Annotated in this window: 15 protein-coding genes and 1 tRNA gene; 12 read left to right on the top strand and 4 right to left on the bottom strand. The window is 67.0% G+C overall.

The window, feature by feature from the left end; translation table 11 throughout:
* Nucleotides 1-4: 4 nt before the first annotated feature.
* The gene (gene dusB / locus KZQ38_RS01165; RefSeq protein WP_372452212.1) at nt 5-1,156 is read right to left on the bottom strand and encodes a tRNA dihydrouridine synthase DusB; all 1,152 of its coding nucleotides are present in this window, start codon (nt 1,154-1,156) and stop codon (nt 5-7) included.
* Nucleotides 1,157-1,436: 280 nt separating this feature from the next.
* Here dusB and KZQ38_RS01170 point away from each other — a divergent pair.
* A tRNA-Lys gene (locus tag KZQ38_RS01170) sits at nt 1,437-1,512 on the top strand.
* Between the two features lie 34 nt (nt 1,513-1,546).
* On the opposite strand, the gene KZQ38_RS01175 is transcribed toward KZQ38_RS01170, so the two are convergent.
* Nucleotides 1,547-2,011, bottom strand: coding sequence for a site-specific integrase (locus KZQ38_RS01175; protein WP_219437501.1), 465 nt, complete (start codon nt 2,009-2,011; stop codon nt 1,547-1,549).
* Nucleotides 2,012-2,154: 143 nt separating this feature from the next.
* On the opposite strand from KZQ38_RS01175, the gene KZQ38_RS01180 reads away from it, so the two are divergent.
* From KZQ38_RS01180 to KZQ38_RS01205, 6 genes are all read left to right on the top strand, one after another.
* Complete coding sequence (locus KZQ38_RS01180) at nt 2,155-2,319, top strand: hypothetical protein (RefSeq protein ID WP_219437504.1); 165 nt, start codon at nt 2,155-2,157, stop codon at nt 2,317-2,319.
* A complete protein-coding gene (locus KZQ38_RS01185; RefSeq protein WP_219437506.1) occupies nt 2,301-2,441 on the top strand; it encodes a hypothetical protein in 141 nt (46 codons plus the stop codon). Before KZQ38_RS01180 ends, KZQ38_RS01185 begins: the two co-directional genes overlap by 19 nt.
* Nucleotides 2,442-2,449: 8 nt before the next feature.
* Entirely contained in the window at nt 2,450-3,175 is a 726-nt protein-coding gene (locus KZQ38_RS01190; RefSeq protein WP_219437508.1) for a 5-formyltetrahydrofolate cyclo-ligase, read from the top strand.
* Between the two features lie 628 nt (nt 3,176-3,803).
* Nucleotides 3,804-5,411 (top strand): DUF262 domain-containing protein, encoded by a 1,608-nt coding sequence (locus KZQ38_RS01195; RefSeq protein ID WP_219437510.1) that lies wholly within the window; start codon nt 3,804-3,806, stop codon nt 5,409-5,411.
* Between the two features lie 156 nt (nt 5,412-5,567).
* A complete protein-coding gene (locus tag KZQ38_RS01200) occupies nt 5,568-6,374 on the top strand; it encodes an HNH endonuclease (RefSeq protein ID WP_219437512.1) in 807 nt (268 codons plus the stop codon).
* A gap of 439 nt (nt 6,375-6,813) precedes the next feature.
* The gene (locus KZQ38_RS01205; protein WP_219437515.1) at nt 6,814-7,521 is read left to right on the top strand and encodes a ScaI family restriction endonuclease; all 708 of its coding nucleotides are present in this window, start codon (nt 6,814-6,816) and stop codon (nt 7,519-7,521) included.
* Here KZQ38_RS01205 and KZQ38_RS01210 read toward each other — a convergent pair.
* A complete protein-coding gene (locus KZQ38_RS01210; RefSeq protein ID WP_219437517.1) occupies nt 7,501-8,328 on the bottom strand; it encodes a DNA-methyltransferase in 828 nt (275 codons plus the stop codon). The two genes, KZQ38_RS01205 and KZQ38_RS01210, sit on opposite strands and share 21 nt — an antisense overlap.
* A gap of 208 nt (nt 8,329-8,536) precedes the next feature.
* Between KZQ38_RS01210 and KZQ38_RS01215 the strand changes: the two genes are divergently transcribed.
* Complete coding sequence (locus KZQ38_RS01215; protein ID WP_219437519.1) at nt 8,537-8,899, top strand: nuclear transport factor 2 family protein; 363 nt, start codon at nt 8,537-8,539, stop codon at nt 8,897-8,899.
* 22 nt (nt 8,900-8,921) lie between these two features.
* Nucleotides 8,922-9,752: an exodeoxyribonuclease III gene (locus KZQ38_RS01220; protein WP_219437521.1), complete on the top strand. Its 831-nt coding sequence runs from the start codon at nt 8,922-8,924 to the stop codon at nt 9,750-9,752.
* Here KZQ38_RS01220 and KZQ38_RS01225 read toward each other — a convergent pair.
* Nucleotides 9,749-10,705: an FAD-dependent monooxygenase gene (locus KZQ38_RS01225; protein ID WP_219437523.1), complete on the bottom strand. Its 957-nt coding sequence runs from the start codon at nt 10,703-10,705 to the stop codon at nt 9,749-9,751. The genes KZQ38_RS01220 and KZQ38_RS01225 overlap by 4 nt on opposite strands.
* A 55-nt stretch (nt 10,706-10,760) precedes the next feature.
* Between KZQ38_RS01225 and KZQ38_RS01230 the strand changes: the two genes are divergently transcribed.
* From KZQ38_RS01230 to KZQ38_RS01240, 3 genes are all read left to right on the top strand, one after another.
* Nucleotides 10,761-11,303 (top strand): TetR/AcrR family transcriptional regulator, encoded by a 543-nt coding sequence (locus KZQ38_RS01230; protein WP_219437524.1) that lies wholly within the window; start codon nt 10,761-10,763, stop codon nt 11,301-11,303.
* A 79-nt stretch (nt 11,304-11,382) separates the two neighbouring features.
* A complete protein-coding gene (locus KZQ38_RS01235; RefSeq protein WP_219437526.1) occupies nt 11,383-11,943 on the top strand; it encodes a hypothetical protein in 561 nt (186 codons plus the stop codon).
* Nucleotides 11,943-13,949, top strand: a complete 2,007-nt coding sequence (locus KZQ38_RS01240) for an SPFH domain-containing protein (protein WP_219437528.1) — start codon at nt 11,943-11,945, stop codon at nt 13,947-13,949. Before KZQ38_RS01235 ends, KZQ38_RS01240 begins: the two co-directional genes overlap by 1 nt.
* Nucleotide 13,950 lies beyond the last annotated feature (1 nt).

Genomic DNA, 13,950 nt, shown 5'->3' on the forward strand with positions numbered 1-13,950 from the left:
GGGGTCAGCCGCCCGAGTGCATGTCTTCGGCGGACGGGGTCATCGCGTCCTCCGGGTCGTCCAGCCAGCCCTCGGGCAGCACGACCTTCGCCGGTGAGCCCTGCCGGCCACGCGGCCCCTCGGCGTCCGCCGGGAACGGGGCGTCCGGGTCGAGCGCGCCCAGCAGGTCGTCCAGCTCGGCCAGGGTCGACACCATGGCCAGCGAACGCCGCAGGTCCGCGCCCACCGGGAACCCCTTCAGGTACCAGGCCATGTGTTTGCGCAGGTCGCGCACGCCCTTGTCCTCACCGAGGTGGGCCGCGAGCAGGCGGGCGTGGCGGGCCAGGATCGCGGCGACCCCGCCCAGCGACGGCGCGACCGGCGCGGGTTCGCCCCGGAACGCGGCCTGGAGTTCGGCGAACAGCCACGGGCGGCCGAGGCAGCCGCGCCCCACCACGACCCCGTCGCAGCCCGTCTCGTCCACCATCCGCAAGGCGTCCGCGGCGCTGAAGATGTCGCCGTTGCCGAGCACGGGGACGTCCGGCACGGCCTCCTTCAACCGGGCGATGGCGCTCCAGTCGGCCTGCCCGGAGTACCGCTGGGCGGCGGTGCGCGCGTGCAGCGCAACCGCTTGCGCCCCCTCGTCCGCGGCGATCCGCCCGGCGTCGAGGAAGGTGTGGTGGTCGTCGTCGATCCCGATCCGGAACTTGACGGTGACCGGCACGCCGTCCGCGGCGCGCACCGCGGCCCGCACGATCTCCCGGAACAACTTCCGCTTGTACGGCAACGCCGCCCCGCCGCCCTTGCGGGTGACCTTGGGTACGGGGCAGCCGAAGTTCATGTCGATGTGGTCGGCCCGGTTCTCGCCGACGACGATCTTCGCGGCTTCGCGCATGGAGACCGGGTCGACGCCGTAGAGCTGGAGCGAGCGCGGGTGCTCGTCCTCGCCGAACGTGATCATCTCCATCGTCTTGGCGTCGCGCTCGACGATGGCGCGGGCGGTGATCATCTCGCACACGTACAGCGAGGTGGGACTGCCGAACTCCCGGCACAGCTGCCGGAACGCCACGTTCGTGATGCCCGCCATCGGTGCGAGCACCACCGGCGGGTCGACCGCGTACGGGCCGATCTTCAGCGGGGGAGTCGGTATCGCCACGCCACCCAGCGTAGCCGTCACGGGGAAGTCGCAGGTCGTGCCGCGGGTGGTCGCTGCGGCCTGGTTGCCGGTCGGTGGTCGGGTGTCCAGGGCGACCACCTCCCGGATTCGGCCCGATGGCCATTTCCGGTGGGTTCATGCAGTTCAAGTGCTGTCTAATGAGGACATATGGCGACGCCGAAAGCCTTGCCAGGCCGCACTCGGCGCAACCACACCGTCACCCGGCCGCCACAACTGTGTCCCGCACCACGTCTGTCACCAGTGTCGAACCCGACGCCCACCTTCCACTAGCCTTGACGGCGGGCCGCTAGCTCAACTGGCAGAGCAGCGGACTTTTAATCCGCGGGTTCAGGGTTCGAGCCCCTGGCGGCCCACCACAGCCCCAGGTCACCGGCCTGGGGCTGTCGCGTCTCAAGATCGGGTCCCCGGTTTATCCCCGTTTTTCGCGGAGTTGTCGCTGATCACGGTGTCCAGTGCATCCGCACCCGCGCGGCCCGGCGAGCGCCGCCCCATGTAGACGTCCTGGGTCATCGACGGCCGGGAGTGGCCGAGGATGTCCGCGATCTCGCGGGCGGTGAGGCCGGCTTGGTCGAGCAAGGTGGCCACCGTGCGCCGGAAGGTCCGAAAGGTCACCCACTCATAGCCCGCGCGCTTCAGGAATGGCTTCCACGCGCGGTTGCGGACGTTCGTGGCCTCCCGGATGGTGCCGGTCGTACTGGGGAAGATCGGGCCGTCGAGGTTCGCGGCCTTGGTCCGGCGGTCCACCAGCATGGCCACGCACCAGTCGGGGAGCGGGATCGGCCGAACCGCGTTGTCGGTCTTGCCGCGGTTGACGATTCGACCCTTGCCCCGAGCCCGGATCACGTTGCCGGACATCTCCAGTTCCCTCGCGTCCTAGGGCACTCACCGCGGCCGGCAGCCACTTCGACCGCATCGATGACGACGATGCCGCGCTGGACCTGTTCTCACCCACCCAACAGGGCCGCTTGGCCGGTTCCTGCTACCTGTTCCTGGGTGAAGTGAGGAAGGCCGAGCACATCCTCGAAACCACCGCGGCCCAACTACGGGACCGTTCGAAGTCCGAAGCCATCCTGCTGGGCAACCTCAGCCTGGCCCGCCTGCGCCAAGGCAAGGTGGACGAGGCCGCCGGGCGCTGCACCAAGCGATGGACGTCATCGAGCTGACCTGGGGTGGCGGCGGGTTGAACATCGTGTTCGACGCCTGCCGCGAAATGCAGCCATGGCGGCAGCAACCGGAGGTGCAGAATGTCTACGACCGGATGATGTCGCTGATGGCAACGCGGTAGGAGGCAGCATGGCGGACGTTGACCAGGCCAAACAGGCCGCCCGCGAATGCGTCTGGGCACTACTGGAACACGAACACGCCGTGCCACCCGGTGTCCATGGACGCATCCCGTTCTTCCACGGAGCCCAGCAGGCCGCGGACCGGTTGGGGGGTCTGCCGCAATGGCGCGACGCCCAGGTGGTCAAAGCAGTCCCCGACACCGCCCAGGAACCCGTCCGCGCCCGTGCGTTGCGCGAGGGCAAGCTGCTGTACATGGCGGTGCCAAGGCTCGCCGGTGAACAACCCTTCATCCTCCTCGACCCCGCCCAGCTCGATGTCTCACCGGAGGAAGCCGCCAACCGCCATACCGCCACCCGCATCGGCCAGCCGGTCGAGGTCGACGCCATGCGAGCCGTCGACCTGATCGTGTGCGGCAGCGTCGCGGTCAACCGACGTGGCGTACGGCTAGGCAAGGGAGCCGGTTACTCCGATATCGAAATGGCACTGCTCCAAGAGGCAGGCTTGATCAACACTAGCACCGTCATCGCCACAACCGTGCACGATCTCCAGGTCGTAGACGACGAGCTACCCGAGACCCGACACGACTTCAGCGTCGACCTGATCATCACACCCGACACCATCGTCCACTGCCACACACCACGCCGCCCCCAGGGCCTGCACTGGGACGACCTACCCGCCGGCAAAATCGCCGCCATCCCAGCACTAGCAGCCCGACAAAAGCTAACGAGGCAGTAGCCACCGCTCCACATCAGTCAAACCGCGGCCGTGACAGCGCGCAGTAGCCGTGTTCAAAGTTTCTTTTCTTCTTCAAGACAGCCCCCTCCGGGGCCGCTGGCAGTTCGTGTCCTTTAAGCCGTTGTGAGACGGCCTCCGGCGGTGCCCTCGGTCGCGCCAACGTGGGCCTGGCGGCCCACGGGCGCGATACGCGAGGTACCGGAGGCCGTCCCACAACGGCGTGAGGCCACGGCCAGCGACCCCCGCAGGGAACCGCGTGGCCAGGCTGCGCTTGTGCTGTGGAGCTGCTTCCGGCGTCCGAGCCGTGACGAGCGCCGAGGTGTTGGTTTGGCAGGGCTGGTCATGGCGCTCGGCTGCCGCGCCTGTGGACAGCTCGACGCCTTGACTGCATCGACCAGCCCACAGCCTTGCCAACGTGTAGCGCTGGCTGCACTCACATCGGTCGTCGTCAAAGGTGGCCCTCGCGCATACATCGCCATCTACCGGAGAAGCGTCCACGTCTGGTCCGTCGAGAGCTCGTCGTTGCCGGTAGGCCGGTGATCCATCAGTTGGCTGGCCCCCGCAACGTTCCAACATCTGCTGTGATGACCGCGCGTCGCTAGCCAAGCTTGCGGGCTGTGGCCCTAGGATGGACAGCTACAGAGTGGAAAGGGTCAAAATGAGCAGTCTTTCGATTCGCGAGGTGATCGAACGCGTAACGAGCGGGCGGCTGAGAATCCCTTCTTTTCAACGGGGCTTCGTGTGGGACGCCGATCGTGTCGCTTTCCTGATGGACAGCATATACAAAGGTTATCCATTCGGTGCCGTTATCCTATGGCGCACAAAAGAACAATTGAAGTCCGAACGGCAACTCGGCCCGTTCGAGTTGCCGGACCACGATCCGGATCTACCCATCGACTACGTGCTTGACGGCCAGCAGCGTCTGACGTCTATTTTTGGTGTTTTTCAATCTGATATTGAAGCTTTAGAAGAGGCGCCCTGGACGAGTATCTATTTTGATTTGCACGCCGAGAAGGACCTGCAGGACTCGCAATTTGTTTGCCTATCGCCTGAAAAGGTTGACCCTGCTCGACACTTTCCGATTGGCGCGTTTTTCAACGTTGCCGGATACAGGACCGCCACGAAAGAATTCGATGACGAACTCGCGGATCGCATCGGGGCCGTGCAGGCCGTTTTTCAGCAGGCGTCGATTCCAGTCCAGCTGGTAGAAACCGATGATCGTGCGAAGGTTGCAATTGTTTTCGAGCGTGTGAATCGTATGGGTATGGAGTTGGACATCCTCCAACTTCTATCCGCCTGGACGTGGAGTGAGGACTTCGACCTCCAGGAAAAATTCGAGGATTTCGCAGAAGAACTACGCCCCTTCGGTTTCCATCGTATGGGTGATGATTCCAACCTGCTTCTGCGCTGTTGTGCTGCGCTGGTGAAGGGTGACGTGTCGCCCGGCGCCTTGGTTGAACTCAATGGCGGGAAGGTGCGAGACAACTTTCCGAACATGGTCAATGGAGTCAAAGGGGCGATCGACTTTCTGCGGTCAAACATAGGTATTCAGGCACTCGGGAATCTTCCTTATCCGGCTCTCCTGGTGCCGCTAACGGTGTTCTTTGCCGCGCCTGATGGGAAAGAGGTGAAGGTTACTGCGGCTCAGCGTCGAACGTTGGTTACATGGTTCTGGCGCGCGTGCTTCTCGCGGCGATTTAGTGCGGGTGTAATTCGGAACCTGAATCGGGACATTAAAGAGGCGGCGAAGCTACGCAGAGGAGAACGGTCGGCTTTGGCTGATGTTGTTGCCGAGGTTGATTCAGGGTTTTTCACCGAGCAGACATTCAACGTTGCGACAGTTCATACGAAGGTGTTCGTCCTTTTGATCGCGCAGTCGGGGCCGCTCAGTTTTGTGTCGGGTACCCCCATTAGTCTCGGGACGGTCCTGCAAGCCTACAACCGGAACGAGTTTCATCATCTCTACCCGAAGAAGTTCCTCCGTGATCAGGGTCGTGCCACCCATGAAATCGGAATGCTCGCAAACTTTGTTTTCATGTCGAGTGCTGACAACAAGACTCTTGGAGGGGTCGCCCCGAGTGTCTATAGGAGTCGTATGGACAGCGCTGCCACTCCCAAAATTATTGAACGTACCCTATGCCCTGCGAGCTTGTTCGATGACGACTTCGATATTTTTGTAGCGGAGCGGGCGTCGGTGCTCGTCGATGCAGCAAAGAAGCTAATGGGAGTGATCTAAGTCAAAACTGCCAGGCGGTGTTTTGTAGGTAGTGCTGCTCCGCACTGTCTAGTTCGCCGTCCCTGTCAAAAGCTCACGCGTCGACACTGCCGCCGGTGAAGTTAACGATCGCTCGCCGGGTGGGGGTTACAGGAGAACATCGGTGCGATCGGCTTCGTGTTGGAGCCTGTGTCGTCGGTCCTCATCCGTAGGCTGTCGGACGATGGACCACGGGTGCGGGAGGGCGGTCTGCGCAAGATGCGTAACCCTGACTGGGCTTGGGACGAGTTGCTCTTGGTGTGTGACGTGTTGGCAGCCAGGGGGTGGACTCGGCTGCTTGAGGAGCACCGGGAGGCCGTGGAGTTGTCGCGGCTTCTGCGGAGCCTGCCTGTGCACCCTGTGGAGTCGCGTGACGAGCGGTTCCGGAGTCCTGGGTCGGTCGCTCGCAAGGCTGAGAACATCCGGGCGTGGCATCCGAGCTATGCCAGCAAGCCGACCAACGGCGGCAAGCGTGACCGGGAGGTGCTGGAGGCGTTTCTGGCCGACCCCGAAGGGATGGGGCTCATGGCCCGGGCGCTCCGTGACGGGCGATGGGCCAGCGAGGGATACGCCGTGGTGCCTGCTTCGGAACCGGACGAACAGGAGGAGCTGTTCGAGGGCAGTCTGCTCTACCGTCGCCACCTTGCCCGTGAGCGGAACCCGAAGTTGCGCCGTAAGAAGATCGAGGAAGTGCTGGCACTGCACCGGAGGCTGGCTTGCGAGGTCTGCGGTTTCGACTTCCAGCAGGTGTACGGGGAACGGGGCTCCGGCTACGCGGAGGTGCACCACGTGCTGCCGTTGCACGTCTCCGGGCCGGTCAAGAACCGGACTAGCGACCTGGCGGTTCTGTGTGCCAACTGTCACCGGATGATCCACCGCGGCAAGCAGTGGCTTACCCCGGTGGAGTTGCGAGAGTTGGTCACGGCGCAGGCAAGCTGGCGGTAGCGCCACAGAGGGGTGGTCGGGGCGAGCGCGTGACAAGATCAATCCCCGACTTACCCCCGACAAACGACGACAAACCACCACGCCGAACCATCCACTAGGGGCGTTCGCGATCGGGGACCATGCAGGTAGTGGGTGATGTCGACAAGCTACGGCAGGCGTTGCTGAAGCAAGATGCGCGATCCGCGGGTTCAGGGTTTGAGCCCCTGGCGGCCCACCACAGCCCCAGGTCACCGGCCTGGGGCTGGTGTGTCTCAGGATCGGGCTTGTGCTTTTGCGCCCGGCTCACCGCCACTGCCGGCGTGCGGACGGCCGGTGCGGGAAGGGCTTGCGGCCACGGCTTCGCTGCTGCGTGTTTTGCAGGGTGCGATTAGCAGCGGCTTGAGAGCGTGGGAGCGAATCAGTGCTTGATCGACTGGTCCGACTGTAGTAACCCTGTGCCATGTCGTCTCGTGACTGGCCCGACTGGGTTCGGGAAGCCCGGGTGGGTGGTCGAACCAGCAAGGTGGCCGGGCGGCCCAAGTTGGAGGGGTCTCCGTACTACGAGCAGCCGCTTGACAAGTGGGTCGATATCACCCGGTCGCTGCTTGCCGAGCATCCTCTCTCCGGGCCGGTGCTGGTGGATGTCGTGCTTCGTAGTTGGTCCGCCATCTTCGAGTCTCGGCTGGGTAGTGGGTTCTACATCGGACAGGAGATCAAGCCCGCACCCCAGGTCATGGGGTTCTTCCTGCACTCGCTGATCCCGCTTGAGCTGGCCAGGGGCAGCGGGGATTGGCGAGCCGAGATCACGGCCGCGGATAAGGACCTCGTGCACATCCCCGACGACCGGTACTCGCTGGAGATCAAGACCTCTTCGCATCCCAGCCAGGTCTTCGGCAACCGCAGCTACGGCGTCGACAACCCGGGCAGGGGGAAGAAGGCCAAGGACGGGTACTACGTCGCGGTCAACTTCGAGAAGTGGCCGCCGGTCGAATCCGGCAGGCGGCCCGAGGTCAAGTTGATCCGGTTCGGCTGGCTCGACCGCACCGACTGGGTGGCGCAGAAGTCGGAGACGGGCCAGCAGTCGGCCATCGCCGCGGAGGCGGACAACCGGCAGCTGCTGACCATTTACGAAGCAGGGCGGGAGCGGTCAGAAGAGGTGTTGTTCTGACGCTTCCAGGCGGGCGGCGGCTATGTCCAGGTATTCGCTCTTCAGGTCGAAACCGACGCTCAGGCGGCCGTTCTGCCGGGCTGCCGCGCAGGTCGTCCCCGAACCGACGAACGGGTCCAGCACCAGGCCCGACGGCGGACTGCACGACTTGATGATGCGGTCGATCACGGCCACCGGGAACTGCGCCGGGTGGGCGGTCCGCTCCTTGCTGGAACGGCTGGCGCCGGAGGTGACCTTGGGGAACTGCCAGACGTCCGTGGGGTTCTTCCCCAGCGGGTTCACCTTGATCTTTCCGTTTTTCTTCTGGTTCGGGTACTTCACGTTCGAGTCACGCACGGGGTCCAGGTCGAAGTAGTACGCGTCGGGGTCTTTCGCGTACCACAGGAACTTCTCGTTGCGCGGCGAGAAGGAACGTTTGGCGGCTACGCCGGCACCGTAGTTCCAGATGACCTCCTGCACCAGGAAGAACGGGCTCTGGTCCCAGAGCAGGTACGGCAGCGGTACTGCTTTGCCGCGGTCGGGGACGGCGACGTAGCCCACGTTGAGCCAGAAAGAGCCCTGTTGGAGCGTTACCTCGTGGATGTGCGTCATCCACTTGCCGCACCAGGCGATGTACTCCGGGAGGGGGAGGATTTTCTCGTACGCCTTCCCGATGTTGTACGGGGGGCTGGTGACGACGAGGTCGAACACCGGTTGGCTCAGGCGTGACATGAGGTCTGCGCAGTCGCCCTGGTAGAGCAGCACGTTGCTGTTCTCGAAGTAGGGTTTCCCCAGTTCTTCCTTGATCGCCGCCAGCCGGTCGTCCAACGCGCCCTCCCGAGTTCGCGGTGGATTTTAGCACAGTAAGCGGTCCGAATCTGATACGACGGTGCCGTGTGTGCAATTATGGCATTTTTCGGCCCACGGGCTGCACGAGGTCGTTTTTGCGGGCGAGGCGTGCCGGGTTTGATGAATCCCCGGGACCGAACCGGTGATCGTCGTGCCGGGGGAACGGTGCGCCGGCAGCATCGGGGGCATGGATTCCGTTGACCTTTACCGCCGGTGGATCGAGGAGCTGTGGTGTGGTGCGGTCGGGGTGGCGGAGGAGGTGGTGGCGGACGGGTTCGTCGGGTACTGGCCGGCGCGGACGGTTCGGGGGCGCGGGGAGCTGGTCGGGCTGATCTCGTCCACGCACTCGATGCTGGGTCCCCTGTCGTTCGCGGTCGAGGTCGGGCCGATCGCGCAAGGGCCGCTGGTCGCGGGGCGGTGGCGGGGGCGGGGGTGGCGGGACGACGAGGCCGTGGAGTTCGTCGGCAACGACATCCTGCGCGTCGCGGACGGGAAGTTCGTCGAATACTGGGTCGCCTCCGTCGAGCTGCCGGCCGCGGGCGAGTGGTGATGATCCGGGCTAGCGTGGGCGCGTGCGGGTGGCCACGTGGAACGTCAACTCGGTCAAGCAGCGGTTGCCCCGGCTGCTGCCGTGGCTGGACGAGCGCCGACCGGACGTCGTGTGCCTCCAGGAGACGAAGCTCGCCGACGACGCGTTCACCGCTCTCCTCGCCGAGCCGCTGACCGCACGGGGCTACGAGTTCGCCGCGCACGGGGAATCCCGGTGGAACGGGGTCGCCGTGCTCTCGCGGGTCGGGCTGGCGGACGTCGTGCCCGGGATGCCCGACGGGCCGGGGTTCCCGCACCAGGAGGCACGCGTGGTGGCCGCCACCTGCGGCGGGCTGCGGGTGTACTCCGTCTACGTGCCCAACGGCCGCACGCCGGATTCCGCGCACTACCACTACAAGCTCGCCTGGCTGGCGGCGCTGCGGTCGCGGCTCGCCGGTGAGGACGGTCCGCTGGTGGTCTGCGGTGACGTCAACATCGCCCCGGCCGACGCCGACGTGTACGACCCCGCGGCCTACGCCGGGCACACGCACGTCACCGCCCCCGAACGGGCCGCGCTCGGCCGACTGCTGGACCTCCCCCTCCGGGACGTCGTCCGCGACCGCTGGCCCGACGAACGCGTCTTCACCTACTGGGACTACCGGGCCGGGATGTTCCACCAGGACCTCGGGATGCGGATCGACCTGGTGCTGGCCTCGCCGGCCGCGGCGGACCGGGTGGTCGCCGCATGGGTCGACCGGCACGCCCGCAAGGGCACCGGTCCCAGCGACCACGCGCCCGTGGTCGTGGACCTGGACACCGCGCCGGACGGCGCGATCGGCCCCGTCGTGCCGCCGCCGTCCCGGCCACGCCGCTAGAGCAGCGTCAACGCGACCTTCAGCACCGCGTCGCGAGCGCCGGTGAACCGGCTCACGCGCGCCAACCTGTTGAGCGCCAACGACTGCCGGACCATGCGCTGCGTCCGCTTCCGCCGAACGCGGTCGTAGGCGGCCAGTGCCGCGGGCACGCCGGCACGCGCGCACCCGGCCAACGTGACGGCGTCGATCACCGCCTGGCACGCGCCCTGGCCGAGGTCCGGCGTCATGGCGTGCGCCGCGTCGCCGATCAGCACCACGTTGCCCCGGTGGTACGCCGGCAGCGGCGGGAGGTAGTCCAGGGAGTGGCGCAGCGGGTCCGCCGCACCGGCCAGCACCTCGGGGATCGGGTCGTGCCAGTCCCGGCACACCACGCGCGGGTCGACGCCCGGCGGCGTCATCGCGTACCAGTTCGTGCGGCCGTCGGCCTGCGGTGTCAGGCCGAACTTCACGCCCCGGCCCCACGTCTCGCCACCCGCCGCGACCGGCACGTCCGCGGTGCCGCGCCAGCCGACCGCACCGGACGGCCGCACGTCGACGCCGAACAGGTCGCGCCGGGTGGCGCTGTTGACGCCGTCCGCCGCCACCACGAGGTCCTGGTCGCAGTCCCGCCACGTCGCGGTCGTGCCGTACCGCACCGGCGGCGCGGCCTCCGCCAGCAGCGCGAGCAACGCGGGCCGGGTCACCAGGCGCACGTCGGCCTTCAGCACGCCGATCAACGTGCCGTCCGGGCGGCGCAACGCGCCGTCCGGCTGCGCCCGACCCGCCTGCCGAACCCGGTCGCCCAGGCCGAGCCCGTCCAGGGCGTCGACGGCGTCGGGCCAGATGCCCAGCCCGGTGCCGGTGGTGGGCGGGCCGTCCGCACGCTCGAAGACCTCGACGTCCCAACCGGCGTGGCGCAGGCCGATGGCCGCGGTGAGCCCACCTATGCCACCGCCGATGACCGCTGCTCTCATGACCACGACCGTACTAAAGGTGTAGTGCAATTTACTACGGGTGTAGTGTGTCCACGTGACCAGGCGCGACCAGGTGCTCGACGCGGCCATCCGGGTGCTCGGCACGGCCGGTCCGCGCGGGCTCACGCACCGCGCCGTCGACGTCGAGGCCGGCCTGTCGCAGGGCTCCACGTCGAACCTCTTCCGCACCCGCGACGCGCTCATCGGCGGCGTGGTGGACCGCCTGCTGGAACGGGAGACCGAGATCTGGGGACGGCTCGCGGGCGACGTCGCCACCCCGGACGGGTTCGCCGCCGCGGTCGGCGGTGTGGTGACCGAGCTGGCGCGCGAACGGCTGATCACGCTCGCCCGGCACGCCGTGTTCGTCGAGGCGGGCGTCCGGCCGGAGTTGGGGCGGCGCATCGCGGAGGCGCACCGGCGGATCGCCGAGTGGGCCGGTCCGCTGGTGGCGGCGCTCGGTTCGACCGACCCGGAACGGGACCTGCGGCTGCTGCTGGCCGTCGTGGACGGGTTGCTCACCAACCAGCTCGCCAACCCGCGCGCCGATTTCGCACCCGCCGACGCGATCAGCACCGTCCTGCGCGGCGCGCTCCCGTAGTCGTGCCAACGCATTCCGTCATTTCCGGGGTGCGGCGGCATGTTCCGGGTTAGAGTCCCGGGAACGACGAGGGGGGTGCATGGGGGACTTCTTCGCAGTCGCGCTCGCCTTCCCGACCGTCGTCCTCACCGTGCCGCTCGCCGCCGTCCTGCTCTTCTGGCTGCTGGTCGCGTTCGGCGTCGACCTCGACGGCGGCGTCGAACTGGCCTACGGGCTGGGTGGCGTGCCGACGAGCGTGGTGTTCTCCCTCCTCGTGCCGTCCGCGTGGTTCGCGTGCCTCACCGGCGCGGCGCTGGTCGACGGCTACGACTACGCGGTGCTCGGCGGTGCGCTGGTGGTCGGCTACTTCGCCGCGCGGGTCGCGGTGATACCGCTGCGCCGCCTGTACCCGACGGTGGAATCCGCGTCCCGCAACGACTTCGTCGGTCGCGTGTGCGTGATCCGCACCGGCACGGTCACCGCGACCTTCGGCCAGGCGGAGGTCACCGCCGACGACGGCTCGTCCGCGATCGTCCAAGTTCGACAACCGGGGAACGACGACCTGCGTGCCGGCGTCCAAGCGCTGATCTTCGACTACGACCAGGACGGGGAGTTCTTCTGGGTCGCCCCGATCCCTACTCTTCCACTGGGGGAGCACTGATGGACGTCATCACCACCGGTTTCGGCATATTGGTCGCCGTCGCCCTCGTCGTCGTGATCGCGGTGCTGATCCTGGTCAGCCGGCTCTTCCGGAAGATCGAGCAGGGCAAGGCCCTGATCATCTCCAAGGTGCGCAAGGTGGACGTGACGTTCACCGGCGCGATCGTGCTGCCGGTGCTGCACCGCGCCGAGGTCATGGACATCTCGGTGAAGACCATCGAGATCCGGCGTGCCGGCACCGAGGGCCTGATCTGCCGCGACAACATCCGCGCGGACATCCGGATCACGTTCTTCGTGCGGGTCAACAAGACCGTCGAGGACGTCATCAAGGTGGCGCAGGCGATCGGCACCGCGCGCGCCAGCGACGAGCAGACCCTCCAGGAGCTGTTCAACGCCAAGTTCTCCGAGGCGCTCAAGACCGTCGGCAAGCAGCTCGACTTCGTCGACCTCTACACCAAGCGCAACGAGTTCCGCGACCAGATCATCGAGGTGATCGGCACCGACCTCAACGGCTACAGCCTGGAGGACGCGGCGATCGACTTCCTGGAGCAGACGCCGATGGCGCAGCTCAACCCGTCGAACATCCTGGACGCGCAGGGCATCCGCAAGATCACCGAGCTGACCGCCATCGAGCACGTGCGCACCAACGAGTACCAGCGCGGCGAGCAGAAGGAGATCACCCGCCAGAACGTCGAGGCGCGCGAGGCGATCCTGGAGCTGGAGCGCCGCCAGGCGGACGCGGAGATCAAGCAGCGGCGCGAGGTGGAGACCATGCGCGCCCGCGAGGAGGCCGAGATCGCCAAGGTGCAGGCCGAGGAGCGGTTGAAGGCCAACACCGCGGGCATCCGCACCGACGAGCAGCTCGGCATCCAGCACGAGAACAAGGCCCGCGAGATCGCCGTGGCGGAGAAGAACCGCGAGCGCGTGATCGCGATCGAGACCGAGCGGATCGAGAAGGACCGCCAGCTCGAGGTCATCGGCCGCGAGCGGGAGACCGAGCTGTCGCGCATCGCCAAGGACAAGGAGGTCGAGGGCGAGAAGCGCGTCATCGCGGAGGTCGTGCGCGAGCGCATCGCGGTGGAGAAGACCGTGGCCGAGCAGGAGGAGAACATCAAGCGGCTGCGTGCGGTCGAGGAGGCCGAGCGGCTGCGGCAGACGGTGGTCATCCAGGCCGAGGCGCAGGCGCAGGAGAACCTGGTCAAGGACATCAAGGCGGCGGAGGCCGCGGAGGCCGCGGCGAAGTTCAAGGCACGCGAGGAGCTGCTGCTCGCCGAGGCGCGCCAGCAGGCCGCCGAACTCGACGCGCGGGCCATGATCCGGCTCGCCGAGGGCAAGCAGGCGGACGCCGCCGCGGACGGCCTGGCGGACGTGCAGGTGCGTGAGCGCGACGCCGAGGCCATCGAGAAGGTCGGCCGCGCGGAAGCCGCGGTGGCGCGGGAGAAGGCGCTCGTGGAGGCCGTGGCGATCCGCGAGAAGCTCAAGGGCGAGGCGGAAGGTCTGGCCGACAAGGCGGGCGCGATGGCCGCGCTGGACGACGCGACGCGCGAGCACGAGGAGTACCGGCTGCGCCTGGAGACGGAGAAGGACATCCGGCTCGCCGGGATCGACGTGCAGCGGCAGGTGGCCGAGGCGCAGGCGAAGGTGCTCGCGGCCGGGCTGGAGAGCGCCGACATCGACATCGTGGGCGGCGACGCCATGTTCTTCGACCGCGTGGTGGGCGCGATCTCCATCGGCAAGAGCATCGACGGGTTCGTGGAGCACTCCGACGTCGCGCAGACGCTGGCCGGTCCGTGGCTCAACGGCTCCGCCGATTTCACCAAGGACATCGGGCAGATCCTGTCGTCGTTCGGCACGGGTGACCTGAAGAACCTCACCGTGTCCGCGGTGCTGCTGAAGATGATCGGCAACGGCGGGCCGGACGAGGACAAGCTGCGTGAGCTGCTGGCCGCCGCGCAGCGGCTCGGCGTCGCCGAGCGCCCGGTGGCCGCGCTCGCCGGCCGGGCGTGAC

The organism is Saccharothrix obliqua (genome assembly GCF_019375475.1).
Taxonomy (GTDB): domain Bacteria; phylum Actinomycetota; class Actinomycetes; order Mycobacteriales; family Pseudonocardiaceae; genus Actinosynnema; species Actinosynnema obliqua.

Bases quoted from the DNA above. Each gene is read 5' to 3' on its own strand.
- KZQ38_RS01175 (WP_219437501.1), bottom strand. From the start codon at position 2,011: ATGTCCGGCAACGTGATCCGGGCTCGGGGCAAGGGTCGAATCGTCAAC.
- KZQ38_RS01185 (WP_219437506.1), top strand. From the start codon at position 2,301: ATGGACGTCATCGAGCTGACCTGGGGTGGCGGCGGGTTGAACATCGTG.
- KZQ38_RS01190 (WP_219437508.1), top strand. From the start codon at position 2,450: ATGGCGGACGTTGACCAGGCCAAACAGGCCGCCCGCGAATGCGTCTGG.
- KZQ38_RS01195 (WP_219437510.1), top strand. From the start codon at position 3,804: ATGGACAGCTACAGAGTGGAAAGGGTCAAAATGAGCAGTCTTTCGATT.
- KZQ38_RS01205 (WP_219437515.1), top strand. From the start codon at position 6,814: ATGTCGTCTCGTGACTGGCCCGACTGGGTTCGGGAAGCCCGGGTGGGT.
- KZQ38_RS01215 (WP_219437519.1), top strand. From the start codon at position 8,537: ATGGATTCCGTTGACCTTTACCGCCGGTGGATCGAGGAGCTGTGGTGT.
- KZQ38_RS01225 (WP_219437523.1), bottom strand. From the start codon at position 10,705: ATGAGAGCAGCGGTCATCGGCGGTGGCATAGGTGGGCTCACCGCGGCC.
- KZQ38_RS01235 (WP_219437526.1), top strand. From the start codon at position 11,383: ATGGGGGACTTCTTCGCAGTCGCGCTCGCCTTCCCGACCGTCGTCCTC.
- KZQ38_RS01240 (WP_219437528.1), top strand. From the start codon at position 11,943: ATGGACGTCATCACCACCGGTTTCGGCATATTGGTCGCCGTCGCCCTC.